This window comes from Prevotella sp. AM42-24, assembly GCF_003461825.1.
GTDB lineage: Bacteria > Bacteroidota > Bacteroidia > Bacteroidales > Bacteroidaceae > Prevotella > Prevotella hominis.
Map to the genome: position 1 here is coordinate 118,565 of NZ_QTXV01000001.1, position 21,010 is coordinate 139,574.

Consider the following 21,010-nt stretch of genomic DNA (forward strand, 5'->3'; position numbering starts at 1 on the left):
TTTGTTGCAAATGAGATTTATCGCAATTGTAGCGGATTCGTGATTAAAATGCTGGCTCCGTGCTCTATCAGAAAATTGTAATCGCGGAATCCCCAGAGAACGCTGATGCAAGGCATTTCGCAATTTCTGGCAGTCATAATATCCACATCACTATCTCCGATATAGACCGCTCCTTCCCTACTCGCCTGAAGTTGTTTCAGTGCAGCCATTACCGTGTCGGGTGCAGGTTTTTTGCGAATATCTTCTCTTTCACCGATTGCCACATCTACCAAATCTCCAAAGAAATGCTTGCACAGGGCTTGTGTTGCATCGTAGAACTTGTTGCTGACTACGGCAATTTTCTTACCCTTAGCTTTCAGACTTTCAAGCATTTCCATTACCCCCTCGTATGGTTTGGTAGAATCCAGGTTGTGAGCCATATAATGCTTGCGGAAGGTTTGATAAGTATCTTCGAATTTTGGATTTTGCAAGCCTTCAGGAATCGCACGTTCCATCAGTTTCTTTACCCCATTTCCTACAAAAAGTCTTACTTCCTCCAGTGTTCGCTCTGGCATTCCGTGAGTGCGCAAAGCGTAGTTGCAACTTGCTGCAAGATCTTCTAATGTTGATAGTAATGTTCCGTCTAAGTCAAAAATGTAGGTTTCGAAATTGAACCTGACATCATGATTCGTTTGGACAGTATGGTTCATTCTATTACCATCTTGAATTCCATTTGTTGATAATCTTTCCATAACAATCTTTTTGAGTTTGAGTATATAATACTACTTTTTGCCTGCAAAGTTAAACAAAATCTTGTTAGCTTCGTCTATTTGAAATTATAATTAACCTATTTTTAATGCTATAATTTGGTCGTTTCCCATATTTAGTGTACTTTTGCATCATCAATTCAGGACAGTTACTCCCAAATGATAGTACTTCAGGTTCGATTTAGGGAAAACGTCAATTTAAATTGTTGATATTAAACACAAATCATTATAGATTCAAAACACAATTCGTATGAAAAAGAAAACATCAAAGTTGTATGTTTATGGAGCAATAGCATGCTTGCTGTTAATAGCAGGAATTGCTTATCTTTACTGTTTTTCTTCCTTCTCGAAGGAAAGCAAAACCGTATATATTTATATAGATGATGATGATAATATCGATTCCGTCTATACCAAGTTGAAGCCGATAGCCAATTCTTTACCATTCCAGGCTTTTCATACACTTACTCTCCATTCCAGTTATGCAGATCATATCAGAACGGGTAGATATGCTATCAAACCAGGTAATGGTGCCCTTATCACCTGGAGACATCTCAAGAACGGCTTGCAGGAACCTGTCAATCTTACCATACCTTCTGTAAGAACGATGGACAGACTGGCTGGCGAAATCAGTAAGCGACTGATGCTTGACAGTGCAACCATTGCGAAGGCTCTTTATGATGAGTCTGTCTGCGAGAAATACGGTTACGATACTGCTACAATCGCATGTATGTTTATTCCAAATACCTATGATATTTATTGGAATGTGTCTTTGGACAAACTTTTAGACCGTATGCAGAAGGAAAGCAAAACTTTCTGGAATTTTGAGCGTACGGAAAAGGCGAAAGGAATGAAACTTACCCCTAATCAGGTGATTACACTTGCCAGCATTGTGGATGAGGAAACTGCCAATAATGCTGAGAAGCCGATGGTTGCGGGAATGTATTATAACCGTCTTACTTTGCGCAATGCAGAATATCCAGAAGGAATGCCTTTGCAGGCTGACCCAACCATCAAGTTTGCTTGGAAGAAATTTGAACTGAAGAGAATTTACAACAATCTGCTGCACATTAAGAGCCCGTATAATACTTATGTGAATACAGGTTTACCTCCAGGTCCAATCCGTATTCCTTCTATTGCCGGCATTGATGCCGTGCTGAATCATGTGCACCACGACTATTTATATATGTGTGCAAAAGAAGATTTCAGCGGTACTCATAATTTTGCAAAAACCTATCAGGAGCATATGCAAAATGCAGCAAAATACAGTAAAGCGCTGAATGAAAGAGGTATTAAATAGAAAAATAACTAAGTGAAACTCGATTTTGATGAAAAATAGTGCAATAAAAGCAAAAATCTTTGTATCTTTGCACCATCAATAACAAAATAAAACATATAATAGATAATATGGCATTAAATGAAGACAACTTGAACGAGGAAAAAAAGAGTATCTCGTTTGTAGAACAGTTTGTAGAAGAAGATCTACAAGAAGGTAAAAATGGTGGACGCATACAGACTCGTTTCCCACCTGAACCAAATGGCTATCTTCATATAGGTCATGCTAAGGCCATCTGTATGGACTTTGGTGTTGCCGATAAATACAACGGAATCTGTAATCTCCGCTTTGATGATACAAATCCAAGCAAGGAGAATAATGAATATGTAGAAAATATCCTCCAGGATATCCAGTGGTTAGGTTTCAAGTGGGGAAATATTTACTACGCTTCCGACTATTTTGAGAAATTATGGGACTTTGCGATCTGGATGATCAAGAAGGGTCATGCATATGTTGATGAGCAGACTGCTGAGGAAATTGCTGCTCAGAAGGGAACTCCTACAACTCCTGGAACTGCCAGCCCATACCGTGATCGTCCGGTAGAAGAAAATCTCAAACTCTTCAATCAGATGAACACACCTGAGGCTGTGGAAGGTAGTATGGTTCTTCGTGCTAAGTTGGACATGGCTAATCCTAATATGCATTTCCGTGATCCTATCATCTATCGTATTATCCAGACTCCTCATCATCGCACTGGTACCAAATGGCACGCTTATCCAATGTATGATTTTGCCCATGGACAGAGCGACTATTTCGAGGGTGTAACCCACTCTATCTGTACTTTGGAATTTGTTCCTCACCGTCCTTTGTACGACAAGTTTGTGGACTACTTGAAAGAGATGGATGGAACTGCTGATAATCTCAAAGACAATCGCCCACGCCAGATTGAGTTCAATCGCTTGAATCTTACTTATACAGTAATGAGCAAGCGTAAGCTTCACACTTTGGTAGATGAGCACTTGGTTAATGGATGGGATGATCCTCGTATGCCTACTCTTTGCGGTATGAGACGTCGCGGTTATTCTCCTGAAAGTATTCGCATGTTTATTGACAGCATTGGCTATACTAAGTTTGATGCTTTGAACGATATGGCTCTCTTGGAAGCTTCTGTTCGTGAGGATTTGAACAAGAAGGCTTGTCGTGTAAGTGCAGTCTTGAATCCTGTGAAGTTGGTTATTACCAATTATCCTGACGGACAGAGTGAGGAAATGGAAGCCATCAATAATCCTGAGAATGAGGCTGATGGTTCACACACCATTACTTTCTCTAAGAATTTGTGGATAGAGCGCGATGATTTTATGGAGGATGCTCCTAAGAAGTTCTTCCGCATGACTCCTGGTAAAGAGGTTCGCTTGAAGAATGCTTACATCGTTAAATGTACAGGATGCACGAAGGATGAGAATGGTAATGTGATTGAAATTCAGGCAGAGTACGACCCAATTAGCAAGAGCGGAATGGAAGGTGCTAACCGTAAGGTGAAGGGTACGCTTCACTGGGTTTCTGCTGATCATTGCGTGAAAGCAGAAGTTCGTGAGTACGACCGTCTCTTCTGTGTAGAAAATCCTTCTGCTGATGATAGAGACTTCCGTGAATTGCTCAATCCTAATAGTTTGCATGTTGACAATAATTGCTATATTGAGGAATATGCTGCAACCAAGAAACCTGGTGAATATCTCCAGTTCCAGCGTATTGGTTACTTCATGGCAGATTTGGATTCAACAGAGGCAAAACCTGTATTCAATAAGACTGTTGGTCTGAAGGATGCTTGGGCTAAGCAGAAAAAGAATTAATATGACACATTTAATTAGATGAAATAAAATATCAAATACGTCTTTCAAATGATTTTGGAAGATGTGTTTGATATTTTTTTGAATTTATATTTTAATAGAAAATCAAGAAAAATCAATATGAATACAGCAGATTTGTTTCTTTGGATTCTCGATAACTTAAATTATTGGGTAGTTCTCCTCTTTATGGCTATTGAGAGTTCCTTCATTCCTTTCCCATCCGAGGTTGTTGTTCCACCAGCTGCATGGAAAGCGATGGATCCTTCCAGTGGTATGAACTTTGTTTTGGTAGTTGTATTTGCTACTTTGGGTGCAAATTTAGGTGCTCTTGTCAATTATTACCTTGCCAAATGGGTGGGAAGACCTATTGTTTATCGTTTTGCTGATAGCCGAATTGGTCATATGTGCCTGATAGATCGTGAGAAAGTTGAGAAAGCAGAAGAGTTTTTCCGCAAACATGGTGCTACTTCTACGATTTTCGGAAGATTGGTTCCAGCAGTAAGACAACTCATCAGTATTCCTGCGGGCTTGGCAGGAATGCACGTGGGAAAATTCTTGCTTTATACTACTATTGGTGCAGGTATTTGGAATACTGTTCTCGCCTTTATCGGTTGGGGAATTTATAATTATACTGATTATAAAACCACACAGGATGTTTATCAGCAGGCAGTGAAATACAGTCATGAAATCGGATATGTAATTTTGGCACTTGCAGTTGTGGTTGTTGCTTTTCTTGCCTATAAGGGATTAAAGAAGAGTAAGTAAAATTTTTGAAGACTTTCTAAAATGATTTACCCCCATTATGGTTTTATCAATAACCATAATGGGGGTAAAAAATAACTTGTCGGCATGATGACATGTTAATTCATTCCTGAGAAGAATTTGATATTCTGCTCTTCTGACATTTTACAAATCAGCAGCGTACCATTTTCTTCGGCTATAATGTAACCTTCAAGACCCTGAATAACCACCTTCTTTTCATTGAGCGTGTGAACGATATTATTCTTGGAGTCTATCATCTGTATATTGTTTCCGATGGTTGCATTTCCGTTTGCATCTTTTTTTGATTGAACCAGCAGGCTACCCCATGTTCCCAAGTCACTCCATCCGAAATCAGCAGGGAATACGAAAATTTCCTCTGCTTTTTCCATGATAGCGTAGTCTATGGATATGTTCTCACATTCAGGATAACGTAAATCTATCTGCTCCTGTTCCTTTTCTGTGCCATAGATACTGCGCATGCTTTCAAAAATCTTGGCAATTCCTGGCTGGTAAACACGGAATGCGTTTACGATAGTGGCTGCACTCATGATGAAAATACCAGCGTTCCAGAAGAAGTTATGGTCTTTTACATACTTCTCAGCAGTTGCCAAATCTGGTTTTTCCTTGAACTGGTCAACACGGAAGATTTCTCTGTTTCTTGCAGAAGGAGTACTCAAATCACCCTGTATGTAACCGTAACCTGTCTCAGGACGGGTTGGCTTCATACCCAAAGTTACGATACTGTCAGTTTCACCGGTAAACTTCAATGCGGAAGTAATGACGCGTCTGAACTCGTTACAATTGTTAACGATGTGATCAGAAGGAGTCACTACAATATTGGCGCGAGCATCTTTTTCCTTAATGCGCCAACTGATATAGGCAACACAAGGAGCCGTATTTCTTCTGCAAGGTTCCTGCAGAATATTACCTTCAGGAATCTCTGGCAACTGTTCGTGAACCAGAGCTGCATATTTCTTGTTTGTAACTACCCAAACATTTTCAGGTTTACAAACACCTTCAAATCTATCAAATGTGAGTTGCAATAGAGAGCGACCTGTTCCTAAAACATCGATAAACTGCTTGGGTTTATCCTCTGTACTCATAGGCCAGAATCTACTGCCTACTCCGCCAGCCATAATGACGAGATGATTATTGTTGTTAGCCATACCTATAATTTTACATAATATAATGTTGCAAAGGTAGCAAAAATGTTTTAAACAAACAAATTTGGGGGAAAGAAAAACCTCTTGCCCCTAAATTTTATTTTAAAAAACGTAAATTTTACTGGGAAAACCTTTTAAATCAGCGTTTTCAATTCCTTTTTCCATTCAGCGTAAGCCTCCAGATATGCAGCACGGTTACTTTCGTCCGGTTCGATAACTGCCAATTTCTTCAATGTAGAGAAAGCCTCGTCATGATCCTTGTAAATTCCAGCACCAATACCAGCACCCTTTGCAGCACCTGCACTACCGTCGGTTTCGTAGAGTTCTATGGTTGCTCCACTTACTCCAGCCAATGTATCTCTGAAGATAGGGCTCAGGAACATATTAGCCTTTCCTGCATGGATTTTCTTGATGTCCATACCCATCTCCTGTATGATTTCCATACCATAGCAGAAACTGAAAACAATGCCTTCCTGTGAAGCGCGTACGATGTGGGCACGATTGTGCTTGTTGAAGTTCAAGCCACGGATAGAACAGCCCACTTCCTGATTTTCAAGCACTCTTTCAGCTCCATTTCCAAATGGAATAATCTTGACTCCTTCACTACCGATGGCTACTTGAGAAGCCAGCTCGTTCATATCTGCGTAACTGATGTCTGGAGTGATGTTTCTGTGAACCCAAGCATTGAGAATACCGGTTCCGTTGATGCAGAGTAAGACGCCCAGACGGTCTAAGTCTGTGGTGTAGTTGGCATGAGCAAAAGTATTCACGCGACTTTTTGGGTCATAATTGACATCTCCCAAAACGCCATAGACCACACCAGATGTTCCAGCAGTACTTGCAATTTCACCAGGGTTGAAAACATTCAGGCTAACAGCATTGTTAGGCTGATCTCCTGCACGATATGAAATAGGAGTTCCCTCTTTGAGTCCGAGTTCATCAGCAGCTGCTTTGGATACGTAGCTCTGAACAGAGAATGTTGGAGCGATTTCTGGGAGAATATCCTCGCTGAATCCGAAATAGTCCAAGAGGAATTTAGCTGGTCTCTTGGCTGCGAAATCCCACATTATTCCTTCAGACAGACCGCTGATAGTTGTCTTCACTTCGCCGGAAAGTTTCATGGCAATATAATCTCCAGGAAGCATGATCTTGTCTATCTTATCATATATTTCAGGCTCATTTTCTTTCACCCAAGCTAATTTAGAAGCCGTGAAATTACCAGGTGAGTTAAGGAGTTTTGACAAACAGGTGTCCTCACCTATATTGTGGAAAGCATCTTCGCCATAAGGTACTGCACGCGAATCGCACCAGATAATGCTTGGTCGCAAAACCTGTTGCTGCTTGTCCACGCACACCAGTCCGTGCATCTGATAAGATATACCGATAGCTAATATATCTTCGCCTTTGGCGCCCGTTTCAGCCATGATTTTCTGAAGTGAGCGTTTCGCATTTTCCCACCACATATTTGGATCCTGTTCAGCCCAACCTGCTTTTACCGCCATGATAGGAGCTTCGTGTTCAGGGAAAAACGCTGAAGCAACGATTTCACCATTGTCAACATCTGTAAGAGAAGCTTTTACAGAACTTGAACCTACGTCAAAACCTAATAAGTATCTTCTTGCCATATTTCATCAATTTATTTAAGTTGTTTATTTTTAGATAATACGAATAAAAAACTGAAACCCCTATTTTTTTTTCTTGAGAAACTCAAGATTTTTTAAGAGTAAGAGCTGTTTTAGTATGATAAAAAGCGGTCGCAGTAACAAGGGATGATAGAAATTTAGTCAAATTGGGAATGAAGACTCTAATCAAATAGAGTCAGGGATAACTGAGAATCTGAAGAATTATTAGCTTTAGTAGTTTCATCAAAATCCGTCTGCTCTTTCTGTGGAGAAAATTTCAAGATCAACTGCTCAGCCAATTTATCTTTAAAGTTGAGTTTGTAAACTCCATGACCACTCCCCTTTTCTATGATAGAAGAAGGGTTTTTCGCATTTTTGATGAGAAATTGGGAAACATAAGAATGAACGTCCTTGTAATTCAATGGTGTAAACATAGAATTACAAGAATTAAACACATGACGGGCAATTTTTTCGGTTTTGAGACCATTATCGCCTGCCAAAGTTAGAATTCTCAAAATTTCCTGATCAAAATTCATTTAACGCGAGTTCTTTTTTAAAAAGCGTGCATAAAAGAAACCGCGGCATTTAGAAATGTCGCGGCAACTTGGAATCATTTTATTTATGCGAGAGCAACCTTGTTGTCCTCATCTTTAATCTTACCCTCTTTGAGAAGCCAACCAATTCCAAGAATTGCATCTTCTGTTGAAATCTTAGCCATCTCTGCAACTTCTGTAAGAGAAAGAGCGTGATCTGCTGCTGCCAAAGCCTGATAAACATCACCAGCTCTGAAACCAGCGTTCTCTGCATTCAAGAAGATTGTTTCCTTCTTGCCTGCTGTTGTTTTCTTGGTTGCAGTAGTTTTCTTAGCTACTGGAGCCTTCTTTGTAGCAGTAGCGGTTTTCTTAGCTGCTGCTGTTTTTGCTGTTGCTTTCTTTTCTACCATGTTTTATTATAAATAATTGTTATATTAGGAAGTTTGACACCTATTAAGGCTTTTCTTAGTTTTTTAATTCCCTTTTATAAAAACTCATCGTTTTCATCGGCAAATATACGACTTTTTATTGATTTTTTAGTGTTTCTTTGAAAGAAAGTGCCTTGAAATGCAAAAAAGAGTTTCATTTTTTGATGTAAATCAAGAAATGAAACTCTTAATGTGTTATTTTTGAAGCATTTACGCCTTTAAGTCTAATTTAATTTCCAACTCGTCCAACTGCTTAGGATCCAGCTCAGAAGGAGCGTCCAGCATCACGTCACGACCCGAGTTGTTCTTAGGGAATGCAATGCAGTCACGGATACTGTCGAGACCAGCCATGATGCTTACGAAACGGTCGAGACCGAAAGCAAGTCCTGCATGAGGTGGTGCTCCATATTTGAATGCGTTCATCAGGAAGCCAAACTGAGCCTCTGCACGCTCTGGTGTGAAGCCGAGAACCTCAAACATCTTCTCCTGAAGAGCAGTGTCGTGGATACGGAGGGAACCTCCACCCACTTCAATACCATTACATACGAAGTCGTAAGCCTTGGCACGTACCTGCTCAGGATGCTCATCCAAGAGAGGAATATCATCAGGATTTGGCATAGTGAAAGGATGGTGAGTAGCCATCAGGCGCTGCTCTTCATCGCTCCACTCAAACAATGGGAAGTCAATAATCCAGAGACACTTGAACACGTTCTTGTCGCGCAAGCCCAAGCGGTCGCCCATTTCCAAACGGAGAGAGCAGAGCTGAACACGAGTCTTGTTTGCGTTGTCGCCGCTGAGGATAAGAACCAGGTCACCGTCTTTAGCGCCCATCACTTCCTTGATCTCAGCCAATACTTCTGGAGAGTAGAACTTGTCGATGCTGCTCTTCACAGTACCGTCAGCATTGTACTTGATGAAGACGAGACCCTTGGCGCCAACCTGTGGTCGCTTAACGAAGTCTGTGAGTTCATTGAGTTGCTTGCGACTATAGTCTGCACAACCAGGAACACAAATACCGCCGATATATTTAGCTTCATCAAAGACAGAGAATTCACCCTTGCCAGCAAAAGCATCCTTCAGTTCTACGAATTCCATGCCGAAACGCAAGTCTGGTTTGTCACTACCAAATCTGCGCATAGCCTCGTGCCAAGTCATTTGTTCCAACTTTGGCAATTCCACGCCACGGATTTCCTTGAACAGGTGGCGAGCCATTTCCTCAAACAGATTGATGACGTCGTCCTGATCAACAAAACTCATCTCGCAGTCAATCTGAGTGAACTCAGGCTGACGGTCAGCACGCAAGTCTTCATCACGGAAGCACTTTGCAATCTGGAAGTAGCGGTCGAAACCAGCCACCATCAAGAGCTGCTTCAATGTCTGAGGACTCTGTGGCAGAGCGTAGAATTGACCAGGGTTCATACGTGAAGGAACCACGAAGTCGCGAGCACCCTCTGGAGTACTTCCGATAAGGATAGGAGTCTCCACTTCCATGAAATTATAATTGTCGAGGAAGTTACGGATGAGGATGGTCATGCGGTGGCGCAATTCCAGATTCTTACGCACTGCAGGGCGGCGCAAGTCCAGATAGCGGTATTTCATACGAATATCATCACCGCCATCAGTATTGTCTTCTATTGTAAAAGGAGGAGTCTGGCTCTTAGAAAGAACATTGAGTTCCTTGGCAAGGATTTCAATGTCACCAGTATCCATCTTTGGATTTTTGCTCTGACGTTCGCTTACGATACCCTTTACCTGGATACAGAATTCACGACCAAGTTTGTTGGCCGCCTCACATAAGTTCATGTCATCAGCTTCGTTGAAAACGATCTGTGTGATTCCGTATCGGTCACGCACGTCAACGAAGGTCATACCGCCCATCTTACGAGAGCGCTGAACCCAACCGGCAAGCGTTACTTCCTTGCCTGCATCAGAGAGTCTGAGCTCTCCACAAGTATTCGTTCTATACATTATCTTATTATGTAAATTGTTTCTGAACTGCAAAATTACAATATTTACTGGAAAGAACAAAAAAAAATCGCAAAAATATTCCATATAAATACTTTTGCGATTCAATTTGTGGGGTTTATCTATTCTTTTAGCAGTTTTATCTTGCTGGAAAAAGGGATTCCTTCTTGTAAGAAAACAATTCTCGATGACAGAAGAACTATTTCATCTTCTTGAAAATCTGCCTGTGGAATTTTTCTTCGGCTTTGATGATGGATAATACCTTGTTGGCAGGTAGCATCATGAGAAATCTTCCATGATATTCCTGCTGTAACTGTTTGATTTGAATATCCAGTTCATCCTGTTTTCTGATAGCCTCTTCACAAGCTTCATTGTCTTTCGGATTGATCATGCGGAGTCGGCGCATTTCATCAAAAAGCGCTCTTTGCTTCTTCATCATCTGGCGGTAAACCGGGAAGAATGAAGCTGCCTGGGATGGGGACAGACAGGCATTGACTGTGATGAACTGCTCCAGATCTGCCTCAAATTTTGCAGGATTGAATGGAGGGTGCTTTCTGTGCTGACCGTTAGCCACACCAAAAGTGCACAACATCAGAATCATGAGCACGGTTGTTCTCAAAATCTGTCCCATACTGCATTTTAAAATATTTTTCTTCATCATTGTTCTTTACTGCTTTTAAAAGTTTTCTCCCACCAGCGAAGCATAAATCGTCTGATTGTCCATCATGGTGTAATCAGCCATCTGGTCGAAAGTGCCATATTCAGAACCAGTGGTAGCTTGATGTAATGGGCAGGAGGATACTGTGTTCCCCTTGTCTGAATGAGTATGATTGCTCATCCAAAGGCTGCCGGCTCCTATGATCAGTACAGCTCCAACGGCTGCAGCCACCTTTTTGATAGGCAGACGGTTCCACCATGTGGCAGGGCGCATCTCTATAACGCGAGCTTCTGATTCTGGCAACAAATCCATCATCTGATCCGTAAAGGATTCAAAATAACCTTCCGGAACAGAAAAATGATTGGCTTTACCAAACTTATCAATCAATATTTTTTCTTCTTTCTTCATACATCTTCTCCTTTTATTATATCTGACGTAACTGATTAGAAAAAGTTTAATCTTTATTCTCAAAATATTCCGTAATTTTTTTCACGGCCAGATGATACGATGCTTTCAGGGCTCCTTCACTGGTGTTCAGTATCTTACTGATTTCTGAGTATTTCATGTCCTCGAAGTATTTCATCGTGAAAACGGTGCGCTGAACTTCGGGCAGTTTAGAGACGACTTCCTGCAGTTGGGCCTGTGTTTCATCGCCATCAAAATAGTTGTCTGCCAATAGCTGGTTGGCTACTCCAGCATTTTCTATCTCGCTGGCCATTCCCTCCTGCTTTCTTTTCCTGAGAAAGTCGAGCGATTCATTGACCGCAATCCTGTAAAGCCAGGTGCTGAGGGAAGATTTGCCCTGGAAAGTTTCCAAATTTTTCCAGGCTTTTAGAAAAACATTCTGCAAAACATCATTGGCGTCTTCATGAGTGAGTACGATATGGCGAACCTTCCAATACAGTTGCTCGCTATATTGTTGCACCATGGCCGAGAACCCTTCCCTTCTGGTGGCAGGTTCCCGAAGCATGTAAACCAGTTCATTATCAGAAATACTCTTCATTTAACGGTAATTTTTTATGAGATATTGGTAAATGGCCTTGTCAAATCCATATACGTCAGGATATTCCGACCATCCTGCAGGAGTGTTTCCTTTCGTTGGATAGATGGTGTAATAAGCCAGATACAAGGGTACTGCGGGTTCCACTTTGATGGAGTGGATGATTCTCTTCTTGTCGTTCAGCGAATCAGCCGTCATGCAGTAGTTGAGATTATCTAAAAACTTTTCGCTCTTGTCCTTCAGAATGAACTTGGCCAGTTCGAAAGGCTTTTCCACTCTTACGCAGCCATGAGAAACTCCCCTATTCTGCTGCTTGAAGAAATCGCGGTTGGAGGTGTCGTGCAGATAGACGGAGAAATTGTTGTCAAATCTGAAAATCAGTCTGCCCAGACTGTTGCCCTTTCCTCCTCTTTGCACCACTGCGTACATCGGATCGCGAAGTAATCCTGCGTGTACTTGGCTCATATTCAGTTCCTTGCCTGTTCGTCTGTCCATGACGTAAAAACCGCGGCGCTCGCAATAGGAACGGCTGAAGTAATGAATCATGTCTTTTTCGATGATGCTTCTCGGTACAATCCACACAGGATTCACGTCCATGCGCTTGATGGTGCTGGTGAGCAAAGGGGTTTTGGTCTCTGTGGTTCCGCAACCGATGCGCATGGTGAGCGTGTCTTTATCGTCAACGGCCATCAGATGGAAGGAAGGGATGTTCACCATGATGTATTTTTTGTGCTTCTGCGGATAGTCTTTCAGTCGCCATCTTGCCCGCTCCATGTTGCAGAGCAGCTTGGCTTGCCAGTCTTTCGAACCCTGTTTAGCGGCAACTTCCTTGGCCAGTTCGCGATAGAAAGTGCCTTCAGGTTGAATTTCGCTGAGGAAAACCGGAACGGAATCTTTTTCTATCTTGCGCAGGGCCATTTGATAAAAACCATCATCTGGCAAATCCATCTTGATGTCGAAAAGACCTCTGTATCTTACCGGTCTGCGGATGGTGTCTGGTCTGTGCGGCTTGAGTGTGTCGAGCCTGTTGAGCAGAAAAGAAGGATTCGTGTAGCCAAATCTCTGTCCTGTAGCGTATCTCAGATAAGCCTTGGTCAATTTGTATTCCAATCTGCCGAAGACGTGGTTGATGGGATGAGCTTCGTCAAACCCCATCTCGCGTGTGATTTGGATGTCGTTCTGGATGTCCTTTACGCAGAATCTGTTGGGTGAAAATCCCATTTCTCCTACGGTCTGAAGATATCTGAGCAGCGTGTCGGCCTGAGAGGTAAGGCCATGACGATTAATCCACAAGAAGTTGCCCTCCTGTCGATAATACTTTCTTGTGCGAATGTCTGCCACCAGTTCGTCCTTATCGTTTTTTATCAGACTGTCTATGACATTTCTCACCTCCATCGAACGGATAGACATACAGTCGTCTCCGAATTTCCGGTAGTCTTCAAGTGTCACATTTCTGGTAGTACAAACCACTTTTTCCTCACATGAAGAAAAGAGTTCACATGAGGAAAAGATGAAAAGCAACAAGGACAAATTATATAAAATCCTCTTGATTTTCACATTAATACTATCGTTTCACACTGATTTTACGAGCCACAGAACCCACCTTCACAATGTAGCAATTGGCTGGAAGGTTCAACTCTATTCTCTTGTCGCTGCTGTCAATTCTTCCCTCATAAACCTTCTGGCCTACGATGTTATAGACAGTAACGCTGAGACCTGCTGCACCGGTAATATGCAACACGCCATTATTAAAACTGATTCCTACCTGATTGAAGTCGGTAGCATTGACTTCGATGATAGGGTCAGCTGCTGCCTTGAAATTGCCGCCCATCAGCATAGCTGAAGCGAATAGTATATAAAGTAATTTTCTTGTCATAAGCGCTTATTATTTATGGATTAAGATGATATTGCAAAAGTAATAAAAAAAGTAGAACCTGATATGATTCAAGTTCTACTTTTAATATTATTTAATATATTGAATTACATAATTCCATCAGCGCGAAGCTTCTCCTGCCATTTCCATGCAGAAGCCAAAACATCCTCCAACTTAGCCTCAGCCTTCCAGCCTAACACCTCGTTGGCCTTGGTGCAGTCGCCCCAGATCTTCTCAATATCACCCTCGCGACGAGGACCATATTTCCAGTTCAGTTTCACGCCGGTAGCCTTCTCGAATGTCTCAACGATTTCCAGAGTAGAGTTACCGTTGCCAGTACCGATGTTGAAGTACTCGATAGGCTCAGTCTCCTTGTCCAGTACGCGAGCCATGGCAGCTACGTGAGCCTTGGCCAGATCCACTACATAGATGTAGTCGCGGATGCAGGTTCCGTCAGGAGTATCGTAGTCATTGCCGAAGATGGTGAGTTCCTTGCGAATGCCCATCGCAGTCTGAGTAACGTAAGGGATGAGGTTGTTTGGAACGCCGTTTGGCAACTCGCCGATTTCTGCAGATGGGTGTGCGCCGATTGGGTTGAAATATCTCAGCACGATGCTCTTGATGTTAGCACCGCTGTGGATGTAGTCAGCGATAATCTGCTCGTTGATTTCCTTGGTGTTTCCGTAAGGAGAGGTGGCCTTCTGATGAGGAGCCTCTTCGGTAACAGGAAGGTTTTCAGGCTTTGGCTGACCATAAACGGTGCAGCTGGAAGAGAAGATGATTCCCTTGACATCGTACTTAGGCATCAGTTCCAAAAGGTTGATGAGCGATACGATATTGTTGCGGTAATAGAGCAATGGCTTCTGCACGCTCTCGCCTACTGCCTTGCTGGCAGCGAAATGGATAATACCCTCGATAGCTGGGTATTTCTGGAATACAGCCTCTGTGGCAGCCTTGTCACGCAAATCCACCTGCTCGAAAGCTGGGCGAATACCTGTAATCTTCTCAATGCCGTCCAATACTTCAATCTTAGAATTTGAAAGATCATCTACGATCACTACGTTATAGCCTGCCTGTTGCAACTCTACTGTAGTATGGCTTCCTATGAAACCAGTACCACCTGTTACCAAAATTGTCTGTTTCATTTATTAGAGTTTTGTTTTGTTGAATAATTGATTTCTGTGGGCAAAAGTACTCTTTTTTTTTGAAACGACAAAATAAATGCGAAATTTTTTCGTGTAAGCCAACAATTTTCTTTTTATCACATGGATTGTGACGGATTTCTATAATAATTCTTAAAGAAAGAACCAAGTATCAGAATTTTTTTCTATCTTTGTATTTAAAAATTTTAATATCATTCATTAAACACGAGAAAAATATGGCAAAGTATTTCGCAGAATCAGAATTGATTATCAATGAAGACGGCAGTTGCTTCCATCTTCATTTGCGCCCAGAACAAGTGGCTGATAAGGTTATATTAGTAGGCGACCCTGGCAGAGTGGCTCTCGTTGCCTCCCACTTTGAGGAGAAGGAATGCGAGGTCTCAAGCCGTGAGTTCCATGCCATTACAGGTACTTATAAGGGAAAACGCATCACCGTGCAGAGTACGGGTATCGGATGCGATAATATAGATATTGTGGTCAATGAGTTGGATGCTTTGAAGAACATCGACTTCAAGACCCGCACCGAGAAACCTGAGCACACCACCCTCACCCTCGTGCGCATCGGCACCTGCGGCGGTTTGCAGCCAGAATGTCCGGAAGGCACCTTTGTGGCTTCACAGAAGAGTATCGGTTTCGACGGACTCATCAATTTCTATGCCCGCCGCAATGAGATCTGTGACCTCGAGACAGAGGCTGAATTCAAGCGCCAGGTGAAGTGGATAGACCAGATAGGAAATCCATATTGCGTAGATAATAATAAGGAGTTGCTGGAACAGATTGCTGCCGATGATATGGTGAGAGGAATTACCATTGCCTGTGGCGGATTCTATGGCCCTCAGGGCAGAGAACTCCGTGCTCCGCTCGCCGATCCGGAACTTAATGCAAAGATTGAGGCATTTGAGTATAAAGGATTGCGTGTTAACAACTTCGAGATGGAAAGCTCAGCGCTTGCTGGTCTTTCCCTGCTGCTCGGCCATAAGGCTTTAACCTGCTGCATGGTAATAGCCAACCGTCGCGCCAAGCGTGCTAATACAGGATATAAGAGTACGATCGACAATCTGATCAAGGTGGTGCTCGACAGAATTTAGTTGAAAGGCTTTTTTAAAGGTAAAAAAGTAAAAAGGTAAAAAAGTACAAATTAAAAAAGTACAAATTTAAAAGGGAAATATATAAAAGGATAGATAAATGACAAACTCAGAAGAATGTATTTGCGCCCTTGCCACTCCAGCTGGAGGCGCCATCGGAATCATCCGACTCAGTGGTAGTGAAGCCATCCGTCTTACAGACAAGGTGTTCGTCTCTGTTAGCGGAAAGCAACTGTCTGCCGCTAACCCCAACACCCTTCACTATGGAGAAATCAAAGACAAGGATGGTCATACGATAGATGATGTCTTAGTGAGCGTGTTCAGAGCGCCCCACAGTTATACGGGCGAGGATTCCACGGAGATTTCCTGCCATGGTAGCCGATACATTCTTCAGCAAGTTCTTCAGCGCCTCATAGAAGTTGGTTGTCGTCAGGCAGAACCGGGCGAATATACCCGTCGTGCCTATATGAACGGCAAGATGGACCTCTCGCAGGCTGAGGCAGTGGCAGACCTGATAGCTTCTACCAACAAGGCGACCCATCAGATGGCACTCAGTCAGTTGAAGGGACATTTCAGCAGTGAATTGACCGTTTTGCGCGAAAAACTCCTGAAGATGACCTCCCTGCTCGAACTGGAATTAGACTTCAGCGATCATGAGGAACTGGAGTTTGCCGACCGCAGCGAACTGCGTGCCTTGGCTGCGGAAATAGAAAAGAAGATTACCACCCTCGCCCATTCCTTTGAGACCGGAAATGCGCTGAAACAGGGCGTTCCTGTGGCCATCGTGGGCAAGACGAATGTAGGCAAGAGCACCCTGCTCAACCGCCTGCTGCATGAAGAAAAGGCCATCGTGAGCAATATCCACGGCACTACCCGAGACGTCATAGAAGATACGACCCTCATCGACGGAATCACCTTCCGCTTTATCGATACTGCTGGAATCCGCAAGACGGACGATGTGGTGGAGAACATCGGAATCGAGCGCACCTACCAGAAGATGGAAGAGGCCAAGATAGTGATCTGGCTCCTTGATGCGCTGCCTACGGAAGCGGAAATAGAGGATATGAAGGAGAAGAATCAGGGCAAGAAACTGCTGATGGTTTTCAATAAAATCGATGAGATTTCATTTGATAAGGCTATGCTTTCATCAGATGAGAATAGCCAGACTTCATCTTCCGTTTCATTGTCAGATGAGAATGTTTCTATCTTGAATATAAGTGCCCGTACAGGCGAAAACGTTTCTGATTTGGAGCAGGCTCTCGTCAGGGCAGCCGACATTCCGGAGATTACGGAGAACGATGTAATTGTGACGAGTGCCCGCCATTATGAAGCATTGCTCCGTGCCGACGAATCCCTCTCCCGAGTATTGGAATCGATGGATATGGGCATGAGTGGCGACATCATAGCCGAAGACCTCAAGATGGTGCTGGAAGAATTGGGAGAAATCACCGGTGGACAGATAAGCAGTCAGGAAACGCTGAATAATATCTTCAAGCACTTTTGCATCGGAAAGTGAAGGCGTAGAAAAGGGCTTAAAAAGATACTTGAAAAAAGTAGGAAAGTAGGACTAAAAAGCACTGAATATCAGATAATTAAGGAGATAAAAAACCTTATATTTTAGCCCGGCTTTCATGTGGCCCAAATATACATTAAGTAACTGATATTCAGTTGGTTACGTATGGTGCGTGGGAAAGTAACCCCCTGGACAGCTCTAAAACGAACATTTTTATAACTGCTTGCAAGCCACCTATTTAGGTGGCTTTTTTCGTCTTAACACATTCCATTTGTAATTTGTAGAAACCAATATTTTGGTGTATTTTTGGCTCAAATTTCATTCGTGGCCCTCAATTCTGTGATCAAATGGAAAGCCAAAATTCTATTTTTGGACACTAATTGCAAAATCTGCAAACCTTTCCAGTGACCGACATTTCTCATGTTGGACACCATCATGAAAATTGCTGCAAAAACGTGAAAATTGCTGCAAAAGAATTAGGGGGTCTCATAGGGTACTAAATAGCAAGCAAAAATGAGAATTTTAAGAAAATGTGAGGTATGCGGTGAAGAGTTCATTGCTACCAAAATCACAAATAAGTATTGCTCCAAGAGATGTGCTCGTGTTGTACATCGGAAGAAAGAAGCTGAGAAAAAGAAAAAAGCAAGAGAAAGTAAGAAGGACGATGCTCAGAATTTGCAAAGTCTGGAAATCGCTTCTCGACCTTTCTTGACACCTTCAGATGTTGCATTTCTTCTTGGTGTTAGTGTTACTACTGTGTATCGATGCTTTTACTCTGGAACACTCAAAGCTGTCAGACTACGACGTAAGACATATGTTCGTCGTGAAGATCTTGATAAGTACTTTGAGGAAGCTGGTGCATACAAGAAGAAAAGCTATAAACGCAAAGATGACCAGGAGTATTATACTTTGCGTGAAATCATGGAGAAATATAATATCGGTCGCAAGGCCGTATGGGGACGCTGTGACCGTTTGGGTATTCCAAAAGTCTATGTAGGACGTAACACCTTCTTCAGTAAAAAGGCAGTTGATGCAAAGTTTGCAGACCTTCTTGAAGAAATCGATCTCGACAACTACTATACAATGGATCAGGTGATGGAGATGTATGGTATGACTCGAACTAACGCTATGAGTTTTGTAACCTATCACAAGGTACCAAGGGTAAACAGAAATGGTAAAGCCTATTACTCAAAGATACATATCGATAGTATCAAGCAAAAAGGTAATGAGGTAGATCCGGACTGGTACACTTACGAAGAGATTTCAGAAAAGTATGGCTTAACAAAGGATCAAATTAGCTACACTCTTAAGAATTATGATGTAAGGACAGAGAAGCGAGGTAAGTTCACGATGATCTATAGAACCGACTTCGACAAGATTACTCAACAGCGAATGGGCAACACCAAGAAAGTGGAGAACCTGGATGGAACAGAACGTGTCATCTTCCAAGCAAAGGCACAGGAGAGAGCATGTCCTCCTACTCCAGAAGGATATTACTCTACTGAGGAAGTGGCAGAAATGTTCAAGATTACCATCAAGCATGTCGGTGTGATGACAAGAGAGAACAAAACTCCTAAAATAGCTCTTAAAAATTTCAACTTCTATGAGAAGAAGGCCATTGACATCCTGTATAATCAGAAGCATAAGTATGCGGATATAAATGACTGGATCACTCCTGAAGAGATGAGAGATACCTACAAGATGACGCATGATGCAGTACGTTCATTCATCCACAGGCATAAGATACCTTCAAAAGTTGAATATGGAGTAACCTACTATTCAAAGCAGCACATCCAGGCGCTGAAGACTGGATATTTCGAAGGAAGAGAACGCTACTATTCCGTAGAAGAAGCAATGAAGAAGTATGGAATGACAAAGGATATTGTTCATTATTACGTCAAGCATTACAAAGTCACTAAAGTAAAGAAGGGGCAATTCATGTTCTTTAGAAAAGAAGAATTCGACAGACTCATGGAAAAACGTTTCAAAAATGATGATTTGAAAACAGATTATACTGAATAGTATGATTTACTTTCTCTTTACTGCTGTCAATGTAGTATCATTTAAGAATTTTGCAACCGAATTTTATTAATACAAAAATCAGATATATTATGCAAGTATGTAAAACCGTTAAGCTCCGTATGCGTGACAGACGCAACGGAACAAAGTCACTTTTCCTGGACTTCTGGCCAGGATATAGAGACCCGGAGACGATGGAGTTGATACGCCGTCGCTCACTTGGCATGTACATTTATGCCGATCCTGCCAACAAGCAGGAGAAGCTCTACAATGAGAAGATTCTCGCCAAGGCAGAAGCTATTCGTTGTAAGGTGTACATTGATGTTCTCGATGAGAAATACGATTTCTTCAACCGTGACAGATTGAAGGAGGACTTTCTCGAATATTTCAGAAATATGGTCAATCGCAACTATGTGAAGTGTGATGCAGCCTACAAGCATTTCGAGAAGTTCAGTAAAGGTAAATGTACATTTGAGATGCTTGATGTACTTTATTGCAACAAGTACATGGAATATCTCCTTGACACCAAAGTTTCATCAAGAGGTGGACATGTTATCAAGAAGTCTATTTCCAGAAATACGGCATCAGCCTATTGGAATGTGTTCAAGCAGGTTTTGACAAAGGCATACCGTGAGCGAAGGCTGACAGATGATCTTGCCAGCCTTTTGGAAAACATTTCATGTACAACGCCAGTAAAGCAAAGTCTTACATTGGAGGAAGTTAGAAGAATGTACAACACAGAATGTTCTATTCCGGTGGTTCGAAAGGCAGCTTTGTTCTCTTGTCTGACTGGTCTCCGTATCAGCGACATCCTGAGATTGAAATGGGAAAACATCCGTAGCTATGCTGATGGTGGATATTATCTGGATTTCATTTGCGTGAAGACAAAATGCCAAACCCAGGTTCCAATTGGTGATGATGCATATGCTCTAATCCATCCAAAAACCAACAGAACATATATCTTCCAAGGTTTCAAACGTACTATGACGTATGGTGTGATGCAGAACTGGCTAAAAGAATGCGGTATCGAAAAGCATATCACCTTCCATTGCTTCCGTCATACGTATGCCTCGTTGCAGCTCGAACTTGGTACAGACATCTATACCGTTCAGCATCTGCTCAACCATAAGAATGTCAGCACAACGCAGATCTACGCTTCTCACGCAAATCCAAAAACACGTGAGGCAGCAGGCAGAATTACGTTAACGAACGTGAAAGACGATGCGAAGCCAACAGAAAGCAAGATGTGCCCAAAAGCAAATAAGAGAAAATAAGATTATAATACGGCAAATAAGAGAAAATAAAATATCGTTTAAAGCATTGAAACACAGAATAATAAATAGTGTTTAAGAGACGCATT

The 21,010-nt window shown here is 42.2% G+C and carries 19 protein-coding genes; 7 read left to right on the top strand and 12 right to left on the bottom strand.

Annotated elements, in window-relative coordinates:
* Positions 1-17: 17 nt before the first annotated feature.
* The gene (locus DW917_RS00510) at positions 18-689 is read right to left on the bottom strand and encodes an HAD family hydrolase (protein WP_118115460.1); all 672 of its coding nucleotides are present in this window, start codon (positions 687-689) and stop codon (positions 18-20) included.
* 307 nt (positions 690-996) lie between these two features.
* Here DW917_RS00510 and mltG point away from each other — a divergent pair, with 307 nt between their 5' ends.
* The 3 genes from mltG to DW917_RS00525 all read left to right on the top strand — a co-directional run bounded on the left by mltG (position 997) and on the right by DW917_RS00525 (position 4,631).
* Complete coding sequence (gene mltG, locus DW917_RS00515; RefSeq protein WP_118115462.1) at positions 997-2,043, top strand: endolytic transglycosylase MltG; 1,047 nt, start codon at positions 997-999, stop codon at positions 2,041-2,043.
* 107 nt (positions 2,044-2,150) lie between these two features.
* Positions 2,151-3,869 carry a glutamine--tRNA ligase/YqeY domain fusion protein gene (locus DW917_RS00520; RefSeq protein WP_118115464.1) on the top strand — a complete coding sequence of 573 codons (1,719 nt, stop codon included), beginning with the start codon at positions 2,151-2,153 and terminating at the stop codon, positions 3,867-3,869.
* Positions 3,870-3,986: 117 nt separating this feature from the next.
* On the top strand, positions 3,987-4,631 hold the full coding sequence (locus DW917_RS00525; RefSeq protein WP_118115466.1) for a DedA family protein: 645 nt from the start codon (positions 3,987-3,989) through the stop codon (positions 4,629-4,631).
* Between the two features lie 95 nt (positions 4,632-4,726).
* On the opposite strand, the gene DW917_RS00530 is transcribed toward DW917_RS00525, so the two are convergent.
* The 11 genes from DW917_RS00530 to galE form a co-directional block, all read right to left on the bottom strand.
* Positions 4,727-5,794 (bottom strand): mannose-1-phosphate guanylyltransferase, encoded by a 1,068-nt coding sequence (locus tag DW917_RS00530; RefSeq protein WP_118115468.1) that lies wholly within the window; start codon positions 5,792-5,794, stop codon positions 4,727-4,729.
* A 131-nt stretch (positions 5,795-5,925) separates the two neighbouring features.
* Positions 5,926-7,416, bottom strand: coding sequence for a xylulokinase (locus DW917_RS00535; protein WP_118115470.1), 1,491 nt, complete (start codon positions 7,414-7,416; stop codon positions 5,926-5,928).
* A gap of 179 nt (positions 7,417-7,595) precedes the next feature.
* On the bottom strand, positions 7,596-7,949 hold the full coding sequence (locus DW917_RS00540) for a hypothetical protein (protein ID WP_118115472.1): 354 nt from the start codon (positions 7,947-7,949) through the stop codon (positions 7,596-7,598).
* Between the two features lie 83 nt (positions 7,950-8,032).
* Positions 8,033-8,356 (bottom strand): winged helix-turn-helix domain-containing protein, encoded by a 324-nt coding sequence (locus tag DW917_RS00545; RefSeq protein WP_118115474.1) that lies wholly within the window; start codon positions 8,354-8,356, stop codon positions 8,033-8,035.
* Positions 8,357-8,584: 228 nt separating this feature from the next.
* Positions 8,585-10,342: an aspartate--tRNA ligase gene (gene aspS / locus DW917_RS00550; RefSeq protein ID WP_118115476.1), complete on the bottom strand. Its 1,758-nt coding sequence runs from the start codon at positions 10,340-10,342 to the stop codon at positions 8,585-8,587.
* A gap of 196 nt (positions 10,343-10,538) precedes the next feature.
* The gene (locus tag DW917_RS00555; RefSeq protein ID WP_233524578.1) at positions 10,539-11,000 is read right to left on the bottom strand and encodes a hypothetical protein; all 462 of its coding nucleotides are present in this window, start codon (positions 10,998-11,000) and stop codon (positions 10,539-10,541) included.
* A gap of 15 nt (positions 11,001-11,015) precedes the next feature.
* The gene (locus tag DW917_RS00560; protein WP_118115478.1) at positions 11,016-11,405 is read right to left on the bottom strand and encodes a hypothetical protein; all 390 of its coding nucleotides are present in this window, start codon (positions 11,403-11,405) and stop codon (positions 11,016-11,018) included.
* A gap of 46 nt (positions 11,406-11,451) precedes the next feature.
* Positions 11,452-12,000, bottom strand: a complete 549-nt coding sequence (locus DW917_RS00565) for an RNA polymerase sigma factor (protein ID WP_118115480.1) — start codon at positions 11,998-12,000, stop codon at positions 11,452-11,454.
* On the bottom strand, positions 12,001-13,446 hold the full coding sequence (locus tag DW917_RS00570) for a L,D-transpeptidase family protein (protein ID WP_233524579.1): 1,446 nt from the start codon (positions 13,444-13,446) through the stop codon (positions 12,001-12,003).
* 115 nt (positions 13,447-13,561) lie between these two features.
* Positions 13,562-13,873: a T9SS type A sorting domain-containing protein gene (locus tag DW917_RS00575; protein ID WP_118115482.1), complete on the bottom strand. Its 312-nt coding sequence runs from the start codon at positions 13,871-13,873 to the stop codon at positions 13,562-13,564.
* Positions 13,874-13,977: 104 nt separating this feature from the next.
* A complete protein-coding gene (galE, locus tag DW917_RS00580; protein ID WP_118115484.1) occupies positions 13,978-15,015 on the bottom strand; it encodes a UDP-glucose 4-epimerase GalE in 1,038 nt (345 codons plus the stop codon).
* Between the two features lie 233 nt (positions 15,016-15,248).
* Between galE and DW917_RS00585 the strand changes: the two genes are divergently transcribed.
* From DW917_RS00585 to DW917_RS00600, 4 genes are all read left to right on the top strand, one after another.
* Complete coding sequence (locus tag DW917_RS00585; protein ID WP_022110746.1) at positions 15,249-16,121, top strand: nucleoside phosphorylase; 873 nt, start codon at positions 15,249-15,251, stop codon at positions 16,119-16,121.
* Positions 16,122-16,218: 97 nt separating this feature from the next.
* The gene (gene mnmE / locus DW917_RS00590) at positions 16,219-17,634 is read left to right on the top strand and encodes a tRNA uridine-5-carboxymethylaminomethyl(34) synthesis GTPase MnmE (protein WP_118115486.1); all 1,416 of its coding nucleotides are present in this window, start codon (positions 16,219-16,221) and stop codon (positions 17,632-17,634) included.
* 510 nt (positions 17,635-18,144) lie between these two features.
* Positions 18,145-19,653, top strand: coding sequence for a helix-turn-helix domain-containing protein (locus DW917_RS00595; RefSeq protein ID WP_118115488.1), 1,509 nt, complete (start codon positions 18,145-18,147; stop codon positions 19,651-19,653).
* A gap of 89 nt (positions 19,654-19,742) precedes the next feature.
* Positions 19,743-20,924, top strand: coding sequence for a site-specific integrase (locus tag DW917_RS00600; protein ID WP_118115490.1), 1,182 nt, complete (start codon positions 19,743-19,745; stop codon positions 20,922-20,924).
* Positions 20,925-21,010: the final 86 nt, after the last annotated feature.